The sequence below is a fragment of the Pectobacterium sp. HCp5_1 genome (genome assembly GCF_032905925.1).
Taxonomy (GTDB): Bacteria; Pseudomonadota; Gammaproteobacteria; order Enterobacterales; family Enterobacteriaceae; genus Pectobacterium; species Pectobacterium brasiliense_A.
The window spans coordinates 73,152-98,479 of sequence record NZ_JAUMIO010000006.1; the positions used below are offsets into that span (position 1 = coordinate 73,152).

Sequence of the window (25,328 nt, forward strand, 5' to 3'; positions counted from 1 at the left end):
TCCGCGAATGCACCAGCATCGCTGGCGCATCATGAACCGTATATACCCGTCATTCTTCAAGCTGCACGTGTGTTGGCTGCGTTCAGTCACCCGAATCACTTACTCAAGTAAGCTCATCGGGATTAAATGAGAGACATCCTGTCTCTCACCGAAGGCCAGCCTTTGGCTGGTCAAATTCGTTCCCGACGAATTTGTCCCTCGCTTGCCGCCTTCCTGCAACTCGAATTATTTAGGCTATAGCCCCGCACGCAAACGATTAACTCGCTGGATGCAAAGCTGGAAAACGTTGCTATATCAAGACACTGCTGTATCAAAAACAGGCTGAGCTAAAACAAGCTGGATAAGACGGTGTCAGGCAATGTGAAGCGCGTGATTATCCCGCTTCACCCGCGCTTATTTCAACTGCTAATCGAGACAATTTACCTATCTCACGTCATCTGTCCGATAACGAAGCGCACAGCCAGTACAGGTAATGCTCAATCAGGCCACTCGCTGAAAATGGGTCAGTATGAAGAAAAAGCAGAAAGGGTTCTTAGACGGAAATCAAAACAGCGGTTTACTCCTCACAAACTGATCGTTCATTTTTTTGTGATTCGCATCACAAAAAAGTTGACCACCCGTATCAGTGCGAGTATTCTTAAAAACGTGAACAGCATCACAGAAAACAAATCAACTAACAACGAGGAAATGACCATGAAACTGCTGAACAAAATCATCGCTATGTTTGAAAACATCAACATCAACTTTGGTACTTTCAACCAATAATTATTTAAGAATCGTGGGGATAAAAAAGATGCGCGTTGTCCGCAAAATCAATCAAATATTAAAAGCGTTGGGCAAAACCTATCGCGGTGTTAACCCCCACGCTATCTTCCGTTAATCGTACTCAAGTACGTTAACCACCCTAAAATGGCTGCCATCCGGTAGCCATTTTTGTTTCCGGTATTCTCTGAGTTTCACGGCGCGACATACGGATGATGCTGACGCCAATGCTCGGCGATATCCTGACGGCGGCAAATCCATACTCGCTCATGCTGTTGAACGTAATCCAGAAAACGCTGTAACGCCCGAAAACGGCCTGGCCGCCCTAGCAAACGACAGTGCATCCCGATGGATAGCATTTTAGGTGCAGTTTCACCTTCCTCGTAGAGCACATCAAAGCTGTCTTTCAGATAGGTGAAAAACTGATCTCCGCTGTTAAACCCCTGTGGTGAGGCAAAACGCATATCATTAGTCTCCAGCGTATATGGCACGATCAGATGCGGCTGCACCTCACCATTGCTTTTTTTGACCGGCATCCAGAATGGTAGATCGTCACCGTAGTAGTCGCTGTCGTACCAAAAGTTCCCACTATCGACGACCAACTGGCGGGTATTGGGACTGTCGCGGCCGGTATACCAGCCAAGCGGAGCCTGACCAAATAACGTCGTCAGCACAGTAATGGCTTTATGCATGTGCTCGCGTTCAGCGTCGATATCCATATGCTGGTAATGAATCCAGCGCCAACCGTGGCTCACCACATCATAGTTAGCCGATTTGATCGCCTCGACCACCGCGGGGTTGCGCGCCAATGCCATTGCCACACCGAATACCGTCAACGGCAACCCGCGACGCTGAAACTCATTATGGATACGCCAAAAACCGGCACGTGATCCATATTCATACAGCGAATCCATCGACATATGACGATCGGTATAACTCGCCGCACCAATAATATCGGACAGAAATTGCTCGGATCCGGCGTCACCATGTAAGACGTTATTTTCCGCACCTTCCTCGTAGTTCAATACAAACTGCACGGCAATGCGTGCATTTTCAGGCCAGTTAGCATGCGGGGGCTGTCCCGCATATCCAATCAGGTCACGCGGATAATCGCTCTCAATGCCGTACATCGTTGCAGCAGGTGCTGTGATCATGTCCTTCCCTTCTTTCAACGCAGCGTACTAAACATGCCGCTCAGCGGCTTGGCAATCGGGTAATCCAGATCACCCTGTTTACTGGTCGTCAATCCCAGTGCCGACAATGACTCAATCAGCTTGACGGCAGCACTGACGCCGTCGATCACAGGAATCGACAGTTCTTGCGTCAGTTCCTGCGCCAGATCGGCCATTCCACCACACCCAAGTACAATCGCTCCCACGCCATCCTGACGCAGAGACTGTATACAATATTCACGCACCTTGTTCTGTGCGATCCCGCTATCCTGTTCCAGCGCAAGCACCGGCAGATCGATCGCGTGCAGTGCAGCACAGTGATGTTCAAAGCCATAACGCTGTAGTAAATGGCGGGCGATGATGACGGTGCGCGGTAATGTGGTAACAATCGAGAAACGCGTTGCCACCAGCGTCGCCATATGCATGGCAGCTTCGGCGATGCCGATGACCGGCTTGCTGGCCACTTCACGGGCCGCGAGCAGGCCTGGGTCGCCAAAGCAGGCAATAATGTGCCCGTCAACGCCCTGCGCTTTCCCCAGCTTCACCTGTTCCAACACGCCAATCGCGGCTATCGCTTCGTCAAAATGCCCCTCAATAGACGGCGCCCCCTGCGAAGGACACACCGCGACAATCTCAGTTCCTGCCGATGCCACAGCGCGAGCCGCGGCACCGATCGTTTCGGTCATGGCAAGGCTGGTGTTGGGGTTAATCACCTGAATTACGCAAGGTTTCACGCGAGCTTCTCCCTGATATGGCCGAACAGTCGGCGGAAATCCGGCTCCACGTTGTCATCCCGGTCGAAACGCAGGCTGGCAACAATGTCATCAAAATGCTGCGTCATCACTTCAGCTAACCCCGAGACATTTTTATCCCGTAGTAACGCCAGCAGATCGTGGTGATCGTGGCATCGGCACCCCTGCTGCCACGGCGTGCCATAGGCTGCGATAACCAGTGATGAGCGCAACGTCAGCTGCGACACGATTCCTGTTAGCACGGTATTGCCAGAGATCGCCTGGAGTTGAATATGGAATGCGGCAGACAGGCGGATCGCTTCTGCGCCGTTTTGGTCTGCGTGTGCCTGCTGCTCTGCTGCGATCAGCCGCTCTAACGCCGTCAAGTGAGGAGACTGGCAGTGCAGCACCACTTCAGACAGATTGGCACACTCAATAAAGCGGCGAGTCTGGAAAATTTCCTGCGCTTCTTCAACGGAGGGGGTCGACACCTGCGCACCACGTTTGGGCGTTAACGTCACCATCTGCACCATAGCAAGACGTTGTAAGACTTTTCTAATTCCCGTTCGACTCACATCAAACACCTCTGCCAGCGCTTCCTCCGGCAATTTGGTGCCCGGCAGTAATTGGTGTTCGACGATAGCGTTGAGCAGAGCCTGATAGATAACATCATCTTTTTGCTGCAAAAACTGCTCATTTCCCAGTCCGTAAGTGTAGTTCATTCGCTCTTCTCGTTGTCACATTCTCATCAAATCGTACACAGAAAATATAAAATATGTATACAAGAAATTAATTTTGGCCTGATTAATGCAACTCCTTTTTTACATACATAACGTCATTCATTTCACGACTAGGGTAAAAGGAGCAGATTCCATGCCAGAAAAAATGATTACAGGTAATGGTAGCAACGCGTACAGTCCAAAACTCTGCAATGAGGATCTGGCACCGACACGTACTCAAACCTGGTCTTGGTACAACATCTTTTCATTCTGGATGTCAGATGTGCACAGCATGGGCGGATACGTGGTTGCAGCCAGCTTTTTTGCACTGGGGCTGGCAAGCTGGCAGGTGTTGCTGTGCCTGCTTGTGGGCATCTGTATTGTGCAGGTCTGTGCAAATTTGGTCGCGAAACCCAGCCAGATGAGCGGCGTTCCTTATGCAGTGATTTGCCGTCAGGCATTCGGTGTCTTTGGCGCAAATATTCCCGCCGTCATCCGTGGCCTCATCGCTTTTGCCTGGTACGGCATTCAGACATATCTGGCCGCGCATGCACTCATGCTGGTTCTGCTGAAGTTTTATCCTGCGCTCTCCCCACTGACACAGAGTCACTGGCTCGGCCTGTCAGCGCTGGGATGGATCTGCTTTGGCATCATGTGGTTCCTGCAGGCTCTCGTGTTCTGGCATGGCATGAACGCGATTAAACGCTTTATCGATTTTGCAGGCCCGGCGGTTTATGTGGTGATGACGGCGCTTGCGATCTGGATTGTTTATCAGACAGGATGGGAGAATATTTCTTTTACGCTGACCAGCAAAACACTTACAACCAGCGAACAACTTTGGCAAATGCTCACCGCCACTGCGTTGGTCGTTTCCTACTTTTCCGGCCCGCTGCTGAACTTCGGTGACTTTTCCCGCTACGGTAAAAGCATGCAGGAAATCCGTCGTGGCAACCGCTGGGGTCTGCCGTTCAATTTTCTGCTGTTCTCTATTATCACCGTGGTGATCGTTTCGGGCACACAGTCATTATTCGGCCGCATGATTACCGATCCGATTGAAACCGTCTCGCATATTGACAGCGGCTTTGCCGTCGCGCTTGGCGTGCTGACTATGATTATCGCCACCATCGGGATCAATATTGTTGCTAACTTCGTCTCATCAGCGTTTGATTTTTCCAACTGTTCACCGCAGCGTATCAGCTTCCGCACGGGCGGGATGATCGCCGCAGTCGGATCCGTACTGCTCACGCCGTGGAACCTCTTCAACTCACCAGAGCTGATTCACTACACGCTCGACGTACTCGGTGCCTTTATCGGCCCGCTGTTCGGCATTCTGCTGATGGATTTCTATGTCATCAAAGGAGGGAAAGTCTATGTGGACGATCTGTTCGACGCGACGCCAAAAGGGAAGTACTGGTATCGAAACGGCTTTAATCCGAATGCGATAATGGCGTTAATTCCCGCGGTGACCATTGGGCTGATTATCACCTTCACGCCACAGTGGCGCGATGCGGCCAACTTCAGCTGGTTTATCGGCGCATTCCTTGCTGCTGGCTGTTACCGCTATCTGGCACGCCGCGAATGCGTTGGCGCAATGAAAAAATCCTTCGCTCCACGCGGGCTACTGTTAGAAAAAGAATAAAACACCATCAGCAACGCCGCACCGCATGAAAACCGGTGCGGCATTTCGCATCAGGCGCAGTTCTCATCAGGCATAGAGAGATACTTCCCCTGCCGGACGGGTTTTAAAGCGACGGTGCAGCCAGAGGTACTGTTCGGGTGCACGCATGATTTCTTTCTCAATCACCTTATTCATGTAACACGCCGCAGCCTGTTCATCGTGATAAGGATAATCCTGTAATTCAGGCTGAATCACCAGTTGATAACCCAAGGCATTGGGCTTGCGAATCAGCACTGTCGTCATCATCGCCGGTTTTGCGAGACGGCTAATCGTGTACGTGCCGCTCGTGGTTGCCGCATTTTTCACCGCAAAGAACGGGGCAAAAACGCTGCCTTTAGGGCCGTAGTCCTGATCGGGAGCGAACCATACCGCCTCACCCCGTTTTAGTGCTTGCACCATGCCACGCAGATCTTTACGGTCGATCATCGCTTTGTTGGAACGAGAACGTCCCCAGGTTTGTACCATTTCCATCGCTTTATTATTGTGCGGACGGTACATCGCCATCATCGGTCGACACAGCCCCATCGCCCTACCGCCCAGCTCCAGCGACATAAAGTGAATACCAATCACCATTACGCCCTGACCTTTTGCGGTCGCGTGCTGTAAATGCTCCAGCCCTGAAACATCAAACCACTGGCGCACGCGGCGATCGGACCAGAACCAGGCCATACCGGTTTCAACCAATGCCATTCCGAGCGAAGCAAAATTGCTGTCGATCATCGCTTCTCTTTCGTCGTTGGAGATTGTAGGGAAGCACAATTCAAGATTGCGTCGGGCAATCGACACCCGGCGTTTAAGAAAGATACGAGATAGACGACCTGCACTGCTCCCGAGTTTCATCAGCAGCGGATAAGGGAGTTGAACTAATAAAAACAGCACGCCAAGACCAAACCAAGTCGTCCAATAGCGCGGGTGGAGTAATGCCCTGGTAAATGTTTGCTTAATCTTCATGATACTCGTCTTTAAGTGATTAACAGCGTACCGCATAAAGAGTCGTTCTCATCGCGCTACATCTATCATGACACTTTTTTATAGGGATCGTTTCAACTGTGTGGAAAACTGTTTCTGGCCGTTATCACGCGTGAGGTTAAAAAGCAGAATAAACATGCTGATAACACAGAGGGGATTTTGAGCAGCCGATGAACGGTTAACGGCAGCGGCATCATACCCGATTCACGCTGAATAAAGGAGTGGTCGGACAAGAAATATTCGCAATATCACGCCGTCTAACGCTAACATCTTGGTATATGTCAAAAAAGTGACGGGCTTTGTTGCAGCCAAAATAGGCCGGCGGCAAGCCACAACATAATCAAGGACTTGATGGAAAATGACTTTTTCTCTCCCTTCCCGCCTCTCTATGCTAACCGCACTGATCACGGGGATTCCTGTTCTGGCGTTTGCCACAACCTTCGCTGATAGCACTTTCTTTCATAAAGACTGGGAAGTGGTCTGTGATAACACGCTAACGTGTCGGGCTGCCGGCTACTCGCCAGAAGAGCAGTACACGGGCGAAGAGGAAGATATTCCCAGTGTCTCACTGCTTCTCACGCGTCATGCCGGGCAAAATACGCCAATAACGGCTGAGGTTACACTCGCTGAGGTAGAAAAGGAAATTCCTAAAGGCACCAAGCTCACGCTAACCGTTGACGGTGTCGATAAAGGCCTACTCACCTCAACCGGAGACAATCTCTGGCAGCTAAATGAGAAGCAAATTCTTGTCGTCCTACAGGCTCTAAAAGGAAGCGGGAAAGTAGCTTTTCATCACAATGGTGTCGTTTCCGAACTGTCCGGGGCGGGTGCCTACGCGGTACTGCTAAAGATGGATGAGAAACAAGGTCGCATCGGGACAACGGATGCCATCACCAAAAAAGGAAATAAAAGCAGTGAATTACCTGCTGTAGTTGCCCCCGTTATCTATGCAGCAATCACTAAGCAGGAGGCATCGCGGACTCTGACGGACGCGGAACAGTCGGCTATCCAGAAAAAACTGCTTAAGACGTTAAAAGCAGATGACTGCGACAGTTTCCCACCGCAAGATTATCAAGAAGCAGAACCGATTGAACGCATTCCATTGAATGACAGTATGTCCCTACTCAGCACGCTTTGCTGGCGCGCCGCTTACAACGAAGGCTATGCTTACTGGGTTATCGACAACGCCATGCAAACCCAGCCGCAGCTTGTGACCACAATCGGAGTAGGCTACGAAAACGGTGAAATTACCTCTGCGCATAAAGGACGCGGACTCGCGGATTGCATGAGCTATAATGCATGGATATGGGATGGCAAAGCATTCCAGCAGAGCAGTGCATCGTTCACAGGTTCATGCCGTATGATCCGCCTGGGCGGCACCTGGGATTTACCCTACTGGACGACGACGGTGGTGAAACCGGGCAAATGATAGTGAACAAAAGTGATCTCTTCCCTTTGTTCAGTTCCAGTGCAAGTGAAATTAAGAGTGGAGTATTTTAAATAAAATACAGTCCAACATCAGGGCAAGCATGAGCCCGTAGTTTAATTGCTACGAGCTTTCGTCACATTCGACAACCACTAAATTTTATTTATATAAGGATATATTGTCGTCTTTTCTAAAAAAACAATACTTTCACTCTATAATTAGTAGGATGCAAATTACCAGCCCAGCAAATACATTGAAGTCATGCCTGTTATTCGGGTAAACTATCTGCACAAAAGGAGAGGACAGGCCTAATAAAAGGGACATAATATGCAACTATCAGAATATTTAAAATATAAAATGGAATCTGAAAGAGTTCTCGCCACTCACCTGGACAGTATGGCAGATAAAATTAAAGATAATACAATAAAACTTAGTGATGATTTATATAGTGGTATAGAAAGAGCAACATGGTATTCATCCTGCTTTATAGAAAAATATAACTCTGACTGCCAGCAACTAAAATCTGAGAATGAAAGAATGTATCTTGCTATAAAACAAATATATAAAAGAAGAGATGTGATTTTTGACATTTTAGTTGAATACATAAAAATTCTATTAAAAGATACCGAAGAAAGAGAGCAGAAATTAATAGCTAAAGCGATATTAGGTGTATCAATTGCATCAGACATGACTACAGATCGGACAATAAAAATGTCAGTCGCTTATCTGCTTGCAAAGCATATTGCAACCTCGTTGAATTTTTCACTATCAATTCGCAGGTCGATTAATAAATACTCACTGATAGGGCTGAGTGCTCTCGCATTTCATGGAAAAGTCCAAAAGGCTGCAATGTCTGCACGACACCTGCATGACGTATGTCCGGAGCTATACTGGTCTCTCTATGCTATGCAAGTTGAGATGTTATACTTCGTATTTGAAGAGCGCCTGTCTCCTTACGTGCCTAAAAGCTCCTATGACAAAATCGATATCACAGAAGCAATAAACGGAATGCTAAAAAAATGAACTTAAAAAAAATAATTTCTTATGCCGTTAAAGAATTTATTAATACCTATACCACAATGGCATTAATGATTGTTTTGGGCATTTTATTCTACGAATTCATCCCTGAACATTGGGGGAAGCTGACTATTCTCTCGATTGTCATTATTGTTTATGTAGACGTAAAATTCCTTTCAAAAAGATCAGGCCTAAAGTAAATCGGCCTTTAATATAATCTCAATAGGCTACATTCTGCTAAAGCATGTAAGCACTTGTTCTTGCAATAACATGATCCCATTCAATAGAAGCAAATTTGAATGATACACTTTCCTGTAGTTTAACTTCGTTATGTGTCAGTGAATTAGGGTAGAAAAATCGTATATATGAATTTAAAAAAGATGCTAAAATTTATGATAAAAAATTTTATAATCACTGAGGTTTTAGTTCTTATAACCATAGCATTATGGTTTTTTTATGTTTCGTTTATTCCAGAACACTGGATGAAACTGATGTTGCTTTCAATTGTAATAATCATATTTATCAACATAAAATATGGATCAAAAAAATCAGGCCGAAAGTAAATCGGCCTTTAGTATAATATCAATAGGCTACATTTTGCCAAAGCATGTAAGCGCTTGTTCTTGCAATAACATGCTCCCATTCAATAGAAGCAAATTTGAATGATACACTTTCCTGTGGCTGAACTTCATTGTGTGTCAGTGAGTTAGGATAGAAAAAACGGATATTGCTGATAAGTGCATCCCGAAGTTTCATCTTAAAATAAAGTTCATTTCCACCAGACTGAGCCGTTCGATAGAAAGAAAGAACACACTCCAGTTTTTCCTTATCATTGATTGCCTGAGCGAACAATGGCGTAGCTTTATCAATTGGCTTTCTGATTTCTACAGGAAGCATTGAAATATGCTCTTCCCGACTAATGTTATTCACCAACTCATAAACAAAAATTTCATTCTCATGGGCCGATTGATACTTGTTGCCAATAGAGTCCAGAGATGAACATCCTGCTGATATCAGTCCCTGTTTTTCCCCGGTAACGCTAAGATAAATAAGATTGGACATTATGCCTCCATACAAAGAAATCCCATTCTACGGTTTGGAACCGTAGTCTCTGTTGCATGGATATAATACTCTCTCATGTGAAATTTTAAAACCACACAAAACCGTTATTTATATATAAACGTTTTATTTACATGGGAATGGCCTGAGCACTTTCACGGTCATAGTAACATATAATGAAATGTATCATCTAAAGGATAACCGTTACATGAATATATTAGAACATACACCCACTCTTCCTAACCCTCGTTGAATATTTTATCTACCTAATTACGTTATACTTAATTTTCCATTAAAAAACCGCCATTCCCTGACATCATTATTCAGAATAAACCTGACGATGGAGAGAAATATTTTACCCAGACGAACCTTACCAATTAATTCATAACTAATTTATTATATAACAACAAGATAAAAAATAGAGCCATTTTTTAAATAACATAATTTTATTTTCCAATGAAACTTAATGTAAAATCCATAAATATACATGACCATTAGATTACGCCTGTATTTGAAAAACCGCTTTAGTTATTTTTATACCCCTCACGTGATAGCGAATACCTCTCTATGAAAACCTTGTATTTAAGAAATACATATTTCTTTATGAAAATAGGGGGATTAATTATCAAATTAAAAGAATAAATTTTAAAAAACTTAAACTGTATCATGACGTTTACACAAAACACATTAATTTAGTAAAGATGAATTAAAGTTATGATAATTTTATTTCATTGTTCCCAATATTTAAAATGATATAAGAGCAATAATCGCTGTACAATAAATGGGAAAATATTTTCCTCAAAAGTATCACTGTCCCTACTTAACCAGTTTTGGCTCTTTGCACACTGCACTATGGTTGATGCCAGAGGCATGGGTATAGTTTCCTACTGTATTGAGGCGAATGTGTATAGGATTTCGAGTGTCATCATACGTGAGATCGCGATTTAGATAGGCGATTAATTTATATAACCCACTGAAAAATTAGTGATAAACCCAGCTATTACTAGATTTGGCGGACTTGTTGGGTAAACGATGAGAGAAGTGTAATTGGAGCGAGTGAAGGGAATCGAACCCTCGTATGCAGCTTGGGAAGCTGCCGTTCTACCATTGAACTACACTCGCACACAGAAGCGACTGGCATTATAGCGCTATGCCGTTGCCGAGCAAGTAAAAAACCCGGCAAAGTGCTGATGTTTTAGCCGGTTATGCGGCTGTGGAGAGCGGTAGAAACAGCGTCTCATAGCCATTGGAAATGACGTGCCAGGCAAAGTAGGCAAATAGCAGCGCAGAAATCAGGCTGCAATAGAATGAGATCCGTTCTTTCAGCAGGCGCTGACCGTACTTCACCAGCGCCGCAAGGAAGAATGTCCACAGCACGCCGCCGACGAAAAAGCCCAGCAGAAACAGGCCGATCATGAAAGCAGAGCCATCGGTAGACTGCGCGATAATCGTGCCGCCAATCGCAGCAAACCACAGTAACGCCGTCGGTGACGCCAGCGCCATGCCGACGCCGCTGAAAAACTCGGTATAGCGGGCTGGGGGCGCAGTAAAATCCGCCGTATTCGCTGTCGCAGACAGGTCGGCGAAGCGTTTAACCTGATAGTCACGCCAGGCCGCGCGCGCCATGCTGAACGTCATCCAGACCAGAATCAGCCCGCCGCCAATCCATAACACCCAGCGGACGGGCGTCAGGTTAAAGACCACCGCCAGACCCAGCACTGACAGCGTGGCATAAAACAGATCGCCGAAACAGGAACCCAGCCCGATATAAAACGCCGAGCGCGCCCCGTGCCGCAGCCCACGGTTAATAATCGCGGTATTGACCATTCCCAGATCGAGACAGAGTGACAGGGATAGCAGCATCCCCGTGAAGACAACTAACAGCATGGTATTCCCTTCGAGCATTAAGCAATAAGCAATAAGCAATAAGCAATAAGCAATAAGCAATAAGCAATAAGCAATAAGCAATAAGCAATAAGCAATAAGGCGAGTGTAGAGCCGAAGGGAAAGGCTGTATTGTCAAAAATTGATACGGCGGAATTGCCCCGGCGTCATGGCGTTATAACGGTTGAAAGCCTTCGTGAAATGCGCCTGATCGGCAAATCCGACATCACCCGCAACCTGACTAATCGCAGCGCCCTGCCGCAGCAGCTCCCGCGCTTTACACATGCGTCGCTGCATCAACCACGCCAGCGGCGGTAGCCCAACTGCCTGATTAAACGAGCGCACCAGATGTGCGACCGACAGATTTTCCTGCTGTGCGAGCTGGTCGAGCGTGGGGACATCGCTGAGATCGTTCAGCAACCCATCTTTGATCCGCGTGATCCGCTCTGTTTCTTTGACCTGACCCTGAGACGGCATAGGATGCTGGTTTTCCATCAACCCCGCCAGCAACAGGATAATACGCTCCTGACGCGTGCTGTCGTCCAAATCAGAGGTGACGAGCTGTTTTAACTCAGACGCCAACTGCGCCGACGGATTCCAGCCCCGTGAGAACCGAAAGGTTTGGTGGAAATAATGTTCAAATGCCTGCGGGTGAACGTACAAGGATGCGCACTGCCAGCGGTCAAATTCATTATCGCTGCCTTGTAGCTGATTGGGATTGTAGGTCGTCACCATATCGTTGGTGGCAACAAAGGTCTCTCCATCCAGCCAGACCGTTTCCAATCCGCTGAGATTGGCGCTGATGACAAACTCGTCGTGCGTATGCCGTGGAAAACTGCGGCCATTAGTTAACAGCGCCAGCTCGAACCAGGCATCGCGGTACGTCATCATGAGGGTGTTCCGGCAGTGAATGAATGCCTGAAAATAGCATCTTCCCCCGCTGGGCGACAATCACAGAATGACGGCAAGAATGCGGAGATAAAACGAGATGATAATACTATCGAGGTGAGATCGAGATACGCGGGGCTACCACGGTGCGAGGTGTCCCTACGGGAATCTCATCCTCGTGTTTCCCCTAAAATTTGCATTGTCGATAATAAAAAAACCGGTGCAATTGCACCGGTTCAATAAAGTATGACGACAACGTCAGGGTTATTTTTTACGCCCTGCGTCTTATTTCTGCGGACGCATCGCCGGGAACAGGATCACGTCGCGGATGGTGTGGCTGTTAGTGAACAACATCACCATACGGTCGATACCGATACCCAGACCCGCTGTTGGCGGCAGACCGTGCTCCAGTGCAGTCACGTAGTCTTCGTCGTAGAACATCGCTTCGTCATCGCCTGCATCTTTAGCGTTCACCTGCTGAGCAAAACGCTCTGCCTGATCTTCGGCGTCATTCAGCTCGGAGAAGCCGTTACCAATTTCACGGCCGCCGATGAAGAACTCAAAGCGATCGGTGATTTCTGGATTCTGATCGTTACGACGCGCCAGCGGTGACACTTCAGCCGGATATTCGGTGATGAAGGTCGGTTGAATCAGGCTGCTTTCTGCCGTTTCTTCGAAGATCTCGGTCACGATGCGGCCCAGACCCCAGCTTTTCTCGATCTTGATCCCCAGAGACTGGGCGATAGCAGTCGCTTTCTCCAGATCGTCCAGATCGGCAACGTTGGTTTCAGGACTGTATTTGCAGATCGCTTCGCGCATCGTCAGCTTCTCGAACGGCTTACCGAAGTCGAATGTCTGGTCGCCGTATTGCACCGTCGTCGAGCCCAGTACGTCCTGCGTCAGCGTACGGAACAGGTTCTCCGTCAACACAATCAGGTCTTTATAATCGGCATACGCCATATAAAGTTCCATCATGGTGAATTCAGGGTTGTGACGCGGGGAAACGCCTTCGTTACGGAAGTTACGGTTGATCTCGAACACACGCTCGAAACCACCCACAACCAGACGCTTCAGATACAGTTCCGGCGCGATGCGCAGGTACATGTCGATGTCCAGCGCGTTATGGTGCGTGATAAACGGACGCGCAGACGCACCGCCGGGGATCACCTGCATCATCGGCGTTTCGACTTCCATGAAGCCGTGATCGACCATGAAGCTACGGATCGCCGCCATCACTTTGGAACGAATACGGAAGGTATTGCGAGATTCGTCGTTAGCGATCAGATCCAGATAACGTTGACGATAACGCGTTTCCTGATCGGCCAGACCGTGGAATTTATCTGGCAGCGGACGCAGCGCTTTGGTCAGCAGACGCAGTTCGGTACAGTGGATGGACAGCTCGCCCGTCTTGGTTTTGAACAGCTTGCCGCGTGCGCCCAAGATATCGCCCAGATCCCACTTCTTGAACTGCTCGTTATAGATGCCTTCCGCCAGATCGTCGCGGGAAACATACAGCTGAATACGGCCACCGACGTCCTGCAAGGTCACGAAAGAAGCTTTACCCATGATGCGACGGGTCATCATACGGCCCGCGACAGTCACTTCAACGCCCAGTTCTTCCAGCTCTTCGTTCTCTTTGGCATCGAACTCAGCGTGCAGACGATCGGACGTGCTGTCACGGCGGAAATCATTCGGGAATGCGATCCCGGTTTCACGCAGCGCCACCAGCTTTTCACGGCGCGTTTTTAATTCGTTATTCAGATCTTGCGCCTGATCGGCACCCTGTGATTGTGATTCAGCCATGTGAATTCTTATAACCCCGCTTTTAAACTTGCTTCAATAAATTTGTCCAGATCGCCATCCAGTACCGCCTGAGTGTTACGTGTTTCCACTCCGGTACGTAAATCTTTGATGCGCGAATCATCCAGAACATAGGAACGAATCTGGCTGCCCCAGCCGATATCAGATTTGTTGTCTTCCATCGCCTGTTTCTCAGCATTTTTCTTTTGCATCTCAAATTCGTACAGCTTCGCTTTCAGCTGTTTCATCGCCTGATCTTTGTTTTTATGCTGGGAACGGTCATTCTGACACTGCGTGACAATGTTGGTCGGAATGTGGGTAATACGCACCGCGGACTCTGTCCGGTTAACGTGCTGACCACCCGCACCAGAGGCACGGTAAACGTCAATACGCAGGTCGGCCGGATTGATTTCGATATCAATATCGTCATCCACTTCCGGGTAAACAAACGCGGAGCTGAATGAGGTGTGACGGCGGCCGCCGGAATCGAACGGGCTCTTACGCACCAGACGGTGTACGCCCGTTTCAGTACGCAGCCAGCCAAACGCATAGTCACCGATGATCTTGATGGTGGCGGATTTCGTACCGGCCACGTCACCGTCTGACTCTTCAATAATTTCGGTTTTAAACCCTTTGGCTTCCGCCCAACGCAGGTACATACGCACCAGCATGCTGGCCCAGTCCTGCGCTTCCGTCCCGCCAGAACCCGCCTGAATATCCAGGTAGCAATCCGCACTGTCGTACTGGCCGGAGAACATGCGACGGAACTCGAGCTGGCCTAATTTATTTTCCAGCGCGTCCAGTTCTACCGTGGTGTCATTGAACGTCTCTTCGTCGTCTTCTTCCACCGCGAGCTCAAGCAGGCCGTTCACATCTTCCAGACCCTGAGTCAATTGATCGATGGTATCGACGATAGCTTCCAGCGAGGAACGTTCTTTTCCCAATGCCTGAGCGCGTTCAGGCTCATTCCAGACATCAGGCTGTTCCAGCTCGGCGTTTACTTCTTCGAGGCGTTCTTTCTTGGCATCATAGTCAAAGATACCCCCTAAGAACGGCACTACGTTCAGACAGATCCTGAATGCGGTTTTTTACCGGATTAATTTCAAACATGATTTTTTATATTCTTACGTTAAGTCGTTGACAACGGAATGGTGTAACCCGCCATTCTAGCGGATAAAAGGCCCATTTTATAGACTTTCTGCCCGCCGTATTCGGTTAGCGCGGCCAGAGATGTTGGATCATCAATTGCACCGAGCGTTTACCGCGAAACTCGTTAATATCCAGCCGGTACACCATTTCCACTTCTTTAATACTGGGATCTGGCCAGATGGTGGTATCGATATTGAACGCGATACCGTCTAGCAACGGCACCTGCCCTATTGCACCGATCGGCTCAAACATCGCTTTCAAATGGCGCTCTTTGAGTAGGCGGGGTTGCAGAATGCGGAAGCAGCCATCGAACGTCGGTTCGGGGAACGCCTGTCCCCATGGCCCCGCGTAGCGCAGCATTTCTGCCGTTGAGAGCAGATCCAGTTCCGGCAGCATCAGTTCGCCATCAGACCAAACGACGCCTTCAAGCTGAGACGGATCGAGCCATTCGCCAACCAGTTCGCCGAAGCGCTGACGAAAATCCTCAAAACGGTCTTCATGCAGCGATAGCCCTGCCGCCATCGCATGTCCGCCGAACTTATCCATCATGCCGGGATACAGCGTATCCAGCCGCTCCAGTGCATCGCGCAGATGCAGGCCGGAAATGGAACGCCCCGACCCTTTCAGCATACCGTCGCCCGCAGGTGCAAAGGCAATCACCGGACGATGAAAACGCTCTTTAATACGCGATGCCAAAATGCCGACAACGCCCTGATGCCACTCTGGATGATACATTGCCAGACCGTAAGGTAATTCGGTGCGGGTACGTTCCAGCGATTCGCACAGGCGCAGCGCTTCGACCTGCATCCCCTGTTCGATCTCCCGACGATCCTGATTCAACGCATCTAAATCATTAGCCAGCATGCGCGCCTGAGTAATATCGTCACTCAATAACAGCTCAACGCCGACCGTCATATCATCCAGCCGTCCGGCAGCGTTCAGCCGTGGGCCTAACGCAAAGCCTAAATCGCTGGCGACCAGTTGGCTGGCATCGCGGTTCGCCACTTCCAACAGCGCCCGAATGCCCGGACGACACTCGCCCGCACGAATGCGGTTCAGCCCCTGTGCCACCAGAATGCGGTTGTTGGCATCCAGCGGCACCACGTCAGCCACCGTGCCCAATGCGACCAGATCCAGTAATTCGGTGAGATTCGGCTTCGCCAGCCCCTGTTGCGTAAACACGGGTTGCGTAAACCAATTGCTATCACGCAGGCGCACGAACAGTGCCATCATCAGGTAAAACGCGACGCCTACGCCAGCCAGCGCCTTGGAGGGAAACTGGCAGTCAGGCAAATTGGGATTAATCATCGCGTCAGCGTCAGGCAAGATTTCGCCCGGCAGGTGGTGATCGGTCACCAGCACCGTGATACCGCGCCGGTGCGCATCCTCGACACCCGCGTGAGAAGAGATCCCGTTATCCACGGTCACAATCACTTCAGCACCCAGCGCGGCAGCCTGCGCCACTACTTCCGGGCTTAGCCCGTAGCCGTTTTCAAAACGGTTCGGCACCAGATATTTCACGTTCACGCCGCCCATACTGCGCAGCGCTAATACGGTGAGCGCCGTGCTGGTAGCACCATCGGCATCAAAGTCACCAACGATGACGATGCAGCGCTTTTCAGCTAGCGCCTGTTGCAGCAGATCAATCGCTTTATCAATGCCGCTGAGCAAACGGTAATTGAGTAAACCACTCAGGCTACGTTCCAGCTCTTGCGCACCTTTCACGCCGCGCTGCGCATAAAGGCGACGCAGCAAAGGCGGAACGGTGTCAGGTAAATCAATGTCCTCCACCAGCGGACGCCGGCGGAGTTGGGTAATCATATCCACGTAGCATTAACCGCCGGTTTTCTTCGAGGCTTTATGTGCTTCCAGCATCGCCAGCATTTCTTTCGGCCCTTGATATCCCGGTACGACCATACCGTCTTGCAGCACGATGGCAGGGGTGCCCTGCACGCCAAACTGGATACCCAGTTGGTAATGCGCGGCGATATCGGTTTTACACGTTGCTGCCGAGATCGCGTCGCCCTTCATCGCGCTATCAAACGCTTTATTGCGATCGGCCACGCACCAGATGGACTGCATATCTTTTGCTGCCGGCGATTTCATACCCTGACGCGGGAAGGCCAGATAGCGCACGGTAATACCTAGCGCGTTGTAGTCTTTCATCTGTTCATGCAGTTTGTGGCAATAGCCGCAGGTGATGTCGGTAAACACGGTGATAACGTGTTTTTCCTGCGCGGCTTTATACACAATCATCTGTTCCTGTAGCGCATCCAGCTTGCCGATCAGGATCTTATTGGTCGTGTTAACCGGCATGGTACCGCTCACGTCATAAAGCGGGCCTTGCAGTAAATGCTTGCCGTCTTCGCTGATGTACAGCACGCCGCTATCGGTAATGACGGTTTTCATGCCCGCCATCGGCGAAGGCAGGATTTCCGCCCCCTGCATGTCCAGACGCGTTAACGTCTGCTTGATCGCGGCATCATCGGCGTGCGCAAAATTGGTCGCCGTCGCCACCAGCAAAGAAAGCAGTAATAACCCTTTTTTCATTTCATCAATCCTGTTTTTCGCAGCATGGTCCGTAGCGAAATAGCATTGTACCCATGCGCTGTGATAGTGAACGGGGTGTCCCGTCAGCCAGATAACGTCCTGTTACTCTGATAGTGACTCGATTGGTTATGTTATCCCTATGCGCGCGGATGGTGCTGCTGATGCAGCTGTTTCAGCCGCTCCGTCGCAACATGGGTGTAAATCTGCGTCGTGGAAAGATCGCTGTGCCCCAAGAGCATCTGTACGACCCGTAAATCCGCGCCGTGGTTCAATAAATGGGTTGCAAACGCGTGACGCAAGACGTGCGGCGAGAGCTTTTCGCTGTCGATGGACGCCAGTACCGCATAATGCTTGATGCGGTGCCAGAACGTCTGGCGCGTCATTTGCCGTGCGCGATTGCTGGGAAACAGCACATCCAGCGTCTGCCCATTCAGCAGCCACGGGCGACCATGTTCCAGATAATACTCGATCCAGTACACCGCTTCTTCACCCAGCGGCACCAGCCGTTCTTTATTGCCTTTCCCCAGCACGCGTACCACGCCCTGCCGCAGGCTGACATCGCTCATCGTCAAACTGACCAGCTCGGAAACACGCAGCCCCGTCGCATACAATACCTCAAGCATGGCCTTATCGCGTAATTCCAGCGGTTGTTCAATACTTGGGGCGTTGAGCAACGTATCAACCTGCGCCTCGCTCAAATCTTTGGGTAGACGCTGCGGCAGTTTTGGCGATGACAGCACCGCACTCGGATCGTCGCTGCGACGCTTTTCCCGATAAAGGTACTGAAAGAAGCGGCGCATCGCGCTCAACAAACGAGCCGAGCTGGTGGCCTTGTAGCCCCCTTCAACTCTGTCAGCGAGAAATGCCTGAAGATCGAGCGACTGTGCCTGCAACAAATCGTTGTCATGATGCGCAAGCCACTCTGCCAGCGTTCGCAGATCCAGCCGATAAGAGGCCAGCGTATTCTCTGCCAGATTTCTTTCCAGCCACAGCGCATCGAGAAACTGTTCGATAAGCGCCTGATCGTGTTCTTGCATCGCTGTGTCCTTCTTCACTGATTGACAATATTATGCCGATGAAGCGGCGACTTTACACCTTCATCAAGTCCGCATTCTCTCGCAAACAGAATTGTGTGCGATCTCACATATTCCGTGAACATCAACATCGCCATAACATTCTCCGGCAAAAATAAGGCCGTGGCACATTATATTTTATGTATCGTCAATATAGCGGAACAGGCTCCTTGAAACCGCATGTCTACTGGCATTGACCTTACTTAATCAACGTTGAAAAGCCGATTTTTCTGTGCGTAGAATGGCCGTTCGTGTTGTTAAAATAAAGAAACATTATGCAAGCCACCACCATCACTCCCACTCTCGATGCCGAAGCGGAAGCGCCACCCGTAAACTCACGCAATAAAGTGATTGTTGCGTCATTAATTGGCACCGCTATCGAATTTTTCGATTTTTATATCTACGCCACCGCCGCGGTGCTGATTTTCCCGCACATTTTCTTCCCACAGGGCGATCCGACTGCCGCAACGCTACAGTCGCTGGCAACCTTTGCGATTGCCTTTGTGGCTCGCCCGATTGGTTCGGCAGTCTTCGGTCACTTTGGCGACCGCGTCGGACGTAAAGTCACACTGGTCGCTTCTCTGCTGACCATGGGGATTTCAACCGTTCTGATTGGGCTGCTACCGACCTACGAAACCATTGGTATTTTTGCCCCGATTCTGCTGGCACTGGCACGCTTTGGCCAGGGGCTGGGTCTGGGCGGTGAATGGGGCGGAGCGGCGCTGCTGGCGACCGAAAATGCCCCGTCCCATAAACGTGCGCTGTATGGGTCGTTCCCCCAGCTTGGCGCACCGATTGGCTTCTTCTTCGCTAACGGCACCTTCCTGCTGTTGTCCTGGCTGCTGACGGAAGAGCAGTTCATGACCTGGGGCTGGCGCGTACCGTTCGTCGCGTCTGCCGCGCTGGTGCTGGTTGGCCTGTATGTCCGTATCTCTCTGCATGAAGCTCCCGTCTTTACCAAAGCGGTCAAAGCCGGCAAGCAGGTACGTATGCCGCTGGGCACGCTGCTTAGCAAGCATATGAAAGTCACGATCCTCGGCACCTTCATCATGCTGGCGACCTACACGCTGTTCTACATCATGACCGTGTACTCCATGACGTACGGTACGGCGCCAGAACCTAAAGGGCTTGGCTTCTCGCGTAACAGTTTCCTGTTGATGCTGATGATCGCGGTGATCGGCTTTGGTCTGATGGTGCCGGTTGCTGGCTATCTGGCGGATGCTTTTGGCCGCCGTAAGACCATGATTACTATTACCTGTCTCATGATCGTCTTCGCCATGCTGTTCCCTTATATGCTCGGTTCAGGTAATCAGGCGCTGGTAATGGGCTTCCTGGTGCTGGGTCTGAGCATCATGGGACTGACATTCGGCCCGATGGGTGCGCTGCTGCCGGAGCTGTTCCCGACGGAAGTGCGCTACACCGGCGCGTCATTCTCGTATAACGTTTCGTCGATTCTGGGTGCATCGGTCGCACCGTATATCGCGGCGTGGCTGACGGCCAACTATGGCCTGTTCTATGTCGGCGTTTATCTGGCAGCCATGGCGTCGCTGACGCTGATCGCGCTGCTGGCGACCAAAGAAACGCGTCACCAGTCTCTGGGATAATGTCCCTTCAGTGAGGGCTACGGCCCTCACTGCGCCTTTCCTTACTTCCGTTCTCCTTTTAGAATACTGGCATCCGGCGGCATCATTCGCCTGTCACGTCCTCTCTGTGACCTGAAGCGAACGCGCTATTCTCGATAGATATCGTTTATAAAGAACTGAATATGAAAATCGGTCTGTTTTACGGCTCAAGCACCTGCTACACCGAAATGGCGGCGGAAAAAATTCGCGACATTCTGGGCGAAGAACTGGTGGATCTGCACAACCTTAAGGATGTCGACCCTCAACGTATGGAAGATTACAGTACGCTGATTCTCGGCATCCCCACCTGGGATTTCGGTGAGATTCAGGAAGACTGGGAGAACATCTGGGGTCAATTAGCGACGCTAAACCTCAAAGGCAAAGTCGTCGCGCTCTACGGTATGGGCGACCAGCTTGGCTATAGCGAATGGTTCCTTGATGCGCTTGGCATGCTGCATGACCAACTGCTGCCGCTGGGTGTCACATTCGTTGGATACTGGCCGATAGAAGGCTACGAATTCACCAGCCCGAAACCGCTAACCGTCGACGGCAAACACTTTGTCGGACTGGCGCTGGACGAAGTGAACCAATACGATCTCAGCGATGAACGGCTGGAACAGTGGTGCGAACAGATTCTGCAAGAAATGGCGTCATTACTGTAAACAGTACGACTCAACAGAGGTAAGCACGATGAAAATGTTACTCATAGCGGTTACAGGATTATTGCTTGCCGGTTGTGCTCAAACAGGCACAGAGGAATACGCCAGAAACCTGGGCGGGAAATGCGATGTGCCGCAGCATTACGCGATCGATTTCTCAAGGTTTGACGAGACAGCGCAACAAATCGCGCACGCAACAGGCTGTGGCATCATCACCGATACCACGTTGACCGGCGCGATTAAACCCCATCCCGTCACAGGCTATCTGACCCGACGGGAAGCGGTGTTTATGGCGATTCAGGGAACGTCGTTAAAGGTGACCCAACAGGAACCGGATACGATTACCGTCGAGTAACACGTTCACGGATACCGTTGTGACCGGTATCCGCGAAGATTGATATTCGTAGACGTTGGGGTGGCTTAGCGCTTTTGTAACCAGCGGGTACGCGCAGCGGTATCAAGGAAACTCCACGCGACAAAACGGCTTTGCTTCTGGCCTTGCGCCATATCTATCGTTCTGACCTTCTCCGCATCAACCGCTTCCAGCGCACGATAAATCTCCGGCAGGTTCTCTTTGCGCGACACCAGCGACGTAAACCACAGGCACTGACGGGCAAAACCGGCGCTCTCTTTGATCATCTGACCAATGAAAGCGGACTCGCCGCCTGCACACCACAGCTCATCCTGCTGCCCGCCAAAATTCAGCGGTGAGCGCTTATCCAGCCCCAGATTATGCAGTTTGCGCTGCGATCCCTGACGCGCATCCTCCGCAGACGCATGGAACGGCGGATTACACATGACGGCATCAAACGTGTCGTTCTTGTGAATAATCCCTGCCAGTATCGCTTTGCTGTTCTTCTGACGACGCAGGCGAATCGACCGATTCAAGCCGGGGTTCGCCTCAATCGTCTCATTGGCGGCTTTCATCGCTTGCGGATTGATCTCGCTGCCAGTAAAACGCCAGCCGTACTCACGATGTCCAATCAGCGGATAGATACAGTTGGCACCACAGCCGACATCCAGCACGGACGCATCGCGCGGCACCACCGAACGGTTATCTTCCGCCAGCAAGTCGGCCAGGTGGTGGATATAATCGGCGCGACCAGGAATTGGCGGGCACAGAAAGCCCTCTGGAATCGTCCAGTGCTCAATCTGATAAAAATGCTGCAACAGCGCCTGATTCAGCGTTTTCACCGCCTCAGGATTGGCAAAGTCCACGGACTCATCACCGTAGGCATTCACCTTTACAAACGGGATCAGCGCAGGATAACTCTGTTTGAGCGCGGGAAAATCATAACGGTCGCGATGGCGATTACGAGGGTGCAGACCATTTTTTTGCACTGCGGGCTTAGTCATCAGTTATATCCAATCAATTTCAAAGCACGGCCAAACGATGACCGAATAAAAACATGTCCAACGCGCTGCTATCTTGCCCAGTGTTTCTGCTGCAAAAGAATTTGGCGCAAGTGGCGCCATTCGTCATCGCCCATGCTGTCCGATGCCAGCCACAGCTGTTGCTTGTCTTTACCGTTAACCGCTTGCAATGACAGTAATACGCCATTCTTCAGCAGCCACGGTCGTTTAACGATCTGCCATTCCTGCTGCCGCCAGTTCAGGGTCGTTTCGCTGAGCAGAACGATTTCCCCCTGTCGGGATTTAATATTCCGTTGGCTACGGATAAAACCGAACATCACCATCGTGACCAGGCATAGCCATAGCCACGCATAGCCGTCCGGCCACGGTGCCAGCAGAATGAGCAATACTAATAGGCCATGCACAACCAATGATAACAGTTGCATGCGCCAGGAAACGCGAAGGTCACATCGCCACTGGGCCACGATCTTTATTTCGCGTCTGAATAAGGGAAATCATGCGTTTCAGCTCTCCGTCCTCCGGTTCACCGTGGTTCATCAGCCAGTTGAATAAATCGGGATCGTCGCTTTGTAACAAGCGTACAAACGTGCGCTTATCAGTGTCATTAAGTGTGTCATAGTCATGCTCAAAAAACGGCATGATCGCGATATCCAATTCGCGCATACCACGGCGGCATGCCCAATGAATGCGTGATTTATTATCGATTTCCATATTTCATGTCCACCTTGTTATCGCTGCTTGCCGCTAGTGTACTCTGATTCCGGTAGCGGGTATCAACTAATAGTAACATTTTGACATAGTTTACTGGTGTGCGCCGCGCCGAGTGCGCTCATCAGCATCAGGATGTGCTCTGCAATAACGCAGCGTGAATAACCACTTGCAAACCCTGAGCGCTCTTTTACCATTAGGTCATTCGGGTATCGCCCTTAGCGCAGGATTGTACTATATGGTTAATCAACATACGGCTCATCAACGCCCTTTTGCATCACAACCCCCATTTGCTTCCGCTCAACTGGCCGCTACGCTCATCTCTCTGGATGACTGGGCGCTGGTCACGATGGTCGGGCCGGATACCGTCAAATATCTTCAGGGGCAGGTCACCGCGGATGTCGGAGCGCTGCCTGACGATGGGCACATCCTTTGCGCCCACTGCGACGCAAAAGGAAAAATGTGGAGCAACCTGCGTCTGTTCCATCACGGCGAAGGCTTTGCTTTTATTGAGCGTCGTAATCTACGCGACGCCCAACTTAACGAACTGAAAAAATACGCCGTTTTCTCGAAAACGACCATCGCGCCAGACGACAACGCCATCCTGCTGGGCGCGGCGGGTGCCGGTATCCGCGAACTGCTGGCCTCTGTATTTAGCCAGCTTCCAGACGCTGAACACCCTGCTGTGCAGCACGAAGGGGCTACCTTACTGCATTTCGCCCATCCTGCAGAACGCTTCCTGCTGGTACTGTCTCCTGAGTACAGTGCATCGCTGCTTGAACAGCTCGGCGATAAAGTCAGCCTGAATGACAGCCGTCAATGGCTGACGCTGGATATTGAAGCAGGTCAGCCCATCATTGACAGCGCAAACAGTGCGCAGTTCATCCCGCAAGCGACTAATTTACAGGCATTAAATGGGATTAGTTTCAGCAAAGGGTGCTATACCGGTCAGGAAATGGTCGCTCGGGCAAAATATCGCGGGGCCAACAAGCGTGCGCTTTATTGGCTGGCGGGTAAGGCGAATAAGGCACCGCAGGCGGGGGACGATCTCGAATTGCAGCTCGGTGAGAACTGGCGTCGTACCGGTACGGTGTTGGCAGCCAGCCAATTGCAAAACGGTGACGTGTGGGTACAGGCGGTGCTGAATAACGATCTCACCGCAGAGAACGTTTTGCGCGTCCGTGACGATGCTGAAAGCCAGCTCACGGTTCAGCCCCTGCCGTATGAAATAACGGATTAATTCGACACGTTAAGCCACATCATAAAGATGGCAAATTTCTTCTCAGAACGATAACAGTGATAATGGGATAGAAGAGTAAAGCGTCCGCGACAGGGATGTCGCGGCTCGAGCGTACAGGGAGGTATTCACAGCGTCTTTACGATCTACCCATTATCACTGCAAGCCGTACGTTGCTGGCAATCATGTAAGGTTAAATATAGAGATAAATCGCCAGAAAATGGCAAACGCTGCCGCCTAAAACAAATCCATGCCAAATCGCGTGATTATAGGGAATGCGTTTGCAGACGTAGAAAATCACCCCCAGCGTGTACACCACGCCGCCCACCGCCAGCAGCGTCACGCTCCCCGCCGCCAGCTTCATCACCATCTGGTAAATCACCACCAGCGATAGCCAGCCCATCACCAGATAGGTAATTAACGACAGCACTTCAAAACGGTGAGCAAACGCCAGTTTGAAGATCACGCCCAGCAGCGCCATGCTCCAGATGACGACCATCAGGCCGTGCGCCAGCGGTGAATTCAGCCCTACCAGCAAAAACGGCGTATAGGTTCCGGCAATCAACAGATAGATGGCGCAGTGGTCAAATTTCTTCAGCCACGGCTTAATACGCTGAGACGGAATCGCGTGATACAACGTCGATGCCAAAAATAGCAGAATAATGCTGCCGCCATAGAGGCTGTAGCTGGTAATCGCCACGCTGCCAGCATCATTGTTGACCGCCTGCACCAGCAATAAAACCAACCCCACAATCCCGAAAATCACACCGATTCCATGGCTTATGCTGTTCGCAATTTCCTCTGCCAGAGAGTAATCCGGCATTTGTTCATTTTTTGACATCAATCGATTC

The 25,328-nt window shown here is 50.3% G+C and carries 24 protein-coding genes and 1 tRNA gene; 8 read left to right on the forward strand and 17 right to left on the reverse strand.

Annotation, left to right across the window (positions count from 1 at the left end):
- Positions 1-348 precede the first annotated feature (348 nt).
- Entirely contained in the window at positions 349-765 is a 417-nt protein-coding gene (locus Q3A88_RS06670; protein WP_317177622.1) for a hypothetical protein, read from the forward strand.
- 191 nt (positions 766-956) lie between these two features.
- Here the strand turns inward: Q3A88_RS06670 and puuE are convergent, their stop codons facing one another.
- The 3 genes from puuE to Q3A88_RS06685 are packed head-to-tail and all read right to left on the reverse strand — an operon-like array spanning position 957 to position 3,387.
- Positions 957-1,916: an allantoinase PuuE gene (puuE, locus tag Q3A88_RS06675; protein ID WP_317177623.1), complete on the reverse strand. Its 960-nt coding sequence runs from the start codon at positions 1,914-1,916 to the stop codon at positions 957-959.
- Between the two features lie 14 nt (positions 1,917-1,930).
- On the reverse strand, positions 1,931-2,668 hold the full coding sequence (locus Q3A88_RS06680) for an aspartate/glutamate racemase family protein (protein ID WP_317177624.1): 738 nt from the start codon (positions 2,666-2,668) through the stop codon (positions 1,931-1,933).
- On the reverse strand, positions 2,665-3,387 hold the full coding sequence (locus Q3A88_RS06685) for a GntR family transcriptional regulator (RefSeq protein WP_317177625.1): 723 nt from the start codon (positions 3,385-3,387) through the stop codon (positions 2,665-2,667). Before Q3A88_RS06685 ends, Q3A88_RS06680 begins: the two co-directional genes overlap by 4 nt.
- 151 nt (positions 3,388-3,538) lie before the next feature.
- Here Q3A88_RS06685 and Q3A88_RS06690 point away from each other — a divergent pair, with 151 nt between their 5' ends.
- Positions 3,539-5,023 (forward strand): NCS1 family nucleobase:cation symporter-1, encoded by a 1,485-nt coding sequence (locus tag Q3A88_RS06690; RefSeq protein ID WP_014914192.1) that lies wholly within the window; start codon positions 3,539-3,541, stop codon positions 5,021-5,023.
- A 66-nt stretch (positions 5,024-5,089) separates the two neighbouring features.
- Here Q3A88_RS06690 and lpxP read toward each other — a convergent pair whose 3' ends face one another.
- Positions 5,090-6,013, reverse strand: a complete 924-nt coding sequence (gene lpxP, locus Q3A88_RS06695) for a kdo(2)-lipid IV(A) palmitoleoyltransferase (RefSeq protein ID WP_205568889.1) — start codon at positions 6,011-6,013, stop codon at positions 5,090-5,092.
- 376 nt (positions 6,014-6,389) lie between these two features.
- Between lpxP and Q3A88_RS06700 the strand changes: the two genes are divergently transcribed.
- The gene (locus Q3A88_RS06700) at positions 6,390-7,460 is read left to right on the forward strand and encodes a DUF1176 domain-containing protein (protein WP_110164355.1); all 1,071 of its coding nucleotides are present in this window, start codon (positions 6,390-6,392) and stop codon (positions 7,458-7,460) included.
- 324 nt (positions 7,461-7,784) lie between these two features.
- Complete coding sequence (locus tag Q3A88_RS06705; RefSeq protein WP_039496950.1) at positions 7,785-8,480, forward strand: hypothetical protein; 696 nt, start codon at positions 7,785-7,787, stop codon at positions 8,478-8,480.
- 576 nt (positions 8,481-9,056) lie between these two features.
- Here Q3A88_RS06705 and Q3A88_RS06710 read toward each other — a convergent pair.
- From Q3A88_RS06710 to xerD, 9 genes are all read right to left on the reverse strand, one after another.
- A complete protein-coding gene (locus tag Q3A88_RS06710; protein ID WP_110164356.1) occupies positions 9,057-9,536 on the reverse strand; it encodes an Hcp family type VI secretion system effector in 480 nt (159 codons plus the stop codon).
- 1,045 nt (positions 9,537-10,581) lie between these two features.
- Positions 10,582-10,655: transfer RNA gene (locus Q3A88_RS06715), tRNA-Gly, on the reverse strand.
- 81 nt (positions 10,656-10,736) lie between these two features.
- Complete coding sequence (locus Q3A88_RS06720; protein WP_233989636.1) at positions 10,737-11,420, reverse strand: LysE family translocator; 684 nt, start codon at positions 11,418-11,420, stop codon at positions 10,737-10,739.
- A 132-nt stretch (positions 11,421-11,552) separates the two neighbouring features.
- Positions 11,553-12,308, reverse strand: a complete 756-nt coding sequence (locus Q3A88_RS06725) for an AraC family transcriptional regulator (protein WP_233989634.1) — start codon at positions 12,306-12,308, stop codon at positions 11,553-11,555.
- A 282-nt stretch (positions 12,309-12,590) separates the two neighbouring features.
- Complete coding sequence (gene lysS, locus Q3A88_RS06730) at positions 12,591-14,108, reverse strand: lysine--tRNA ligase (protein WP_317177626.1); 1,518 nt, start codon at positions 14,106-14,108, stop codon at positions 12,591-12,593.
- Between the two features lie 8 nt (positions 14,109-14,116).
- Positions 14,117-15,215 (reverse strand): peptide chain release factor 2 gene (gene prfB, locus Q3A88_RS06735; protein WP_100068784.1). Its coding sequence is split into 2 segments (ribosomal slippage): positions 14,117-15,139 and positions 15,141-15,215, totalling 1,098 coding nucleotides; the frame shifts between segments, so codons are not numbered across the junction.
- Between the two features lie 105 nt (positions 15,216-15,320).
- On the reverse strand, positions 15,321-17,081 hold the full coding sequence (gene recJ, locus Q3A88_RS06740; RefSeq protein ID WP_317177627.1) for a single-stranded-DNA-specific exonuclease RecJ: 1,761 nt from the start codon (positions 17,079-17,081) through the stop codon (positions 15,321-15,323).
- A 6-nt stretch (positions 17,082-17,087) separates the two neighbouring features.
- Complete coding sequence (gene dsbC / locus Q3A88_RS06745; protein WP_010279866.1) at positions 17,088-17,804, reverse strand: bifunctional protein-disulfide isomerase/oxidoreductase DsbC; 717 nt, start codon at positions 17,802-17,804, stop codon at positions 17,088-17,090.
- Between the two features lie 137 nt (positions 17,805-17,941).
- On the reverse strand, positions 17,942-18,841 hold the full coding sequence (xerD, locus tag Q3A88_RS06750) for a site-specific tyrosine recombinase XerD (RefSeq protein ID WP_014914181.1): 900 nt from the start codon (positions 18,839-18,841) through the stop codon (positions 17,942-17,944).
- A 311-nt stretch (positions 18,842-19,152) separates the two neighbouring features.
- Between xerD and Q3A88_RS06755 the strand changes: the two genes are divergently transcribed.
- The 3 genes from Q3A88_RS06755 (at position 19,153) to Q3A88_RS06765 (ending at position 21,513) form a co-directional block, all read left to right on the forward strand.
- On the forward strand, positions 19,153-20,481 hold the full coding sequence (locus Q3A88_RS06755; protein ID WP_039282120.1) for an MFS transporter: 1,329 nt from the start codon (positions 19,153-19,155) through the stop codon (positions 20,479-20,481).
- 161 nt (positions 20,482-20,642) lie between these two features.
- On the forward strand, positions 20,643-21,161 hold the full coding sequence (gene fldB, locus Q3A88_RS06760) for a flavodoxin FldB (RefSeq protein ID WP_110163509.1): 519 nt from the start codon (positions 20,643-20,645) through the stop codon (positions 21,159-21,161).
- A 28-nt stretch (positions 21,162-21,189) separates the two neighbouring features.
- Entirely contained in the window at positions 21,190-21,513 is a 324-nt protein-coding gene (locus tag Q3A88_RS06765) for a hypothetical protein (protein ID WP_317177628.1), read from the forward strand.
- A 65-nt stretch (positions 21,514-21,578) separates the two neighbouring features.
- Here Q3A88_RS06765 and rlmF read toward each other — a convergent pair whose 3' ends face one another.
- The 3 genes from rlmF to sdhE form a co-directional block, all read right to left on the reverse strand.
- Entirely contained in the window at positions 21,579-22,514 is a 936-nt protein-coding gene (rlmF, locus tag Q3A88_RS06770) for a 23S rRNA (adenine(1618)-N(6))-methyltransferase RlmF (protein ID WP_110163508.1), read from the reverse strand.
- Positions 22,515-22,582: 68 nt separating this feature from the next.
- Positions 22,583-22,957 (reverse strand): protein YgfX, encoded by a 375-nt coding sequence (locus Q3A88_RS06775; protein WP_010301815.1) that lies wholly within the window; start codon positions 22,955-22,957, stop codon positions 22,583-22,585.
- Between the two features lie 19 nt (positions 22,958-22,976).
- Positions 22,977-23,243, reverse strand: coding sequence for an FAD assembly factor SdhE (gene sdhE / locus Q3A88_RS06780; RefSeq protein ID WP_005971623.1), 267 nt, complete (start codon positions 23,241-23,243; stop codon positions 22,977-22,979).
- 235 nt (positions 23,244-23,478) lie between these two features.
- On the opposite strand from sdhE, the gene ygfZ reads away from it, so the two are divergent.
- A complete protein-coding gene (gene ygfZ / locus Q3A88_RS06785; RefSeq protein ID WP_317177629.1) occupies positions 23,479-24,480 on the forward strand; it encodes a tRNA-modifying protein YgfZ in 1,002 nt (333 codons plus the stop codon).
- A 190-nt stretch (positions 24,481-24,670) separates the two neighbouring features.
- Here ygfZ and trhA read toward each other — a convergent pair whose 3' ends face one another.
- Positions 24,671-25,318 carry a PAQR family membrane homeostasis protein TrhA gene (gene trhA / locus Q3A88_RS06790; RefSeq protein ID WP_317177630.1) on the reverse strand — a complete coding sequence of 216 codons (648 nt, stop codon included), beginning with the start codon at positions 25,316-25,318 and terminating at the stop codon, positions 24,671-24,673.
- Positions 25,319-25,328 lie beyond the last annotated feature (10 nt).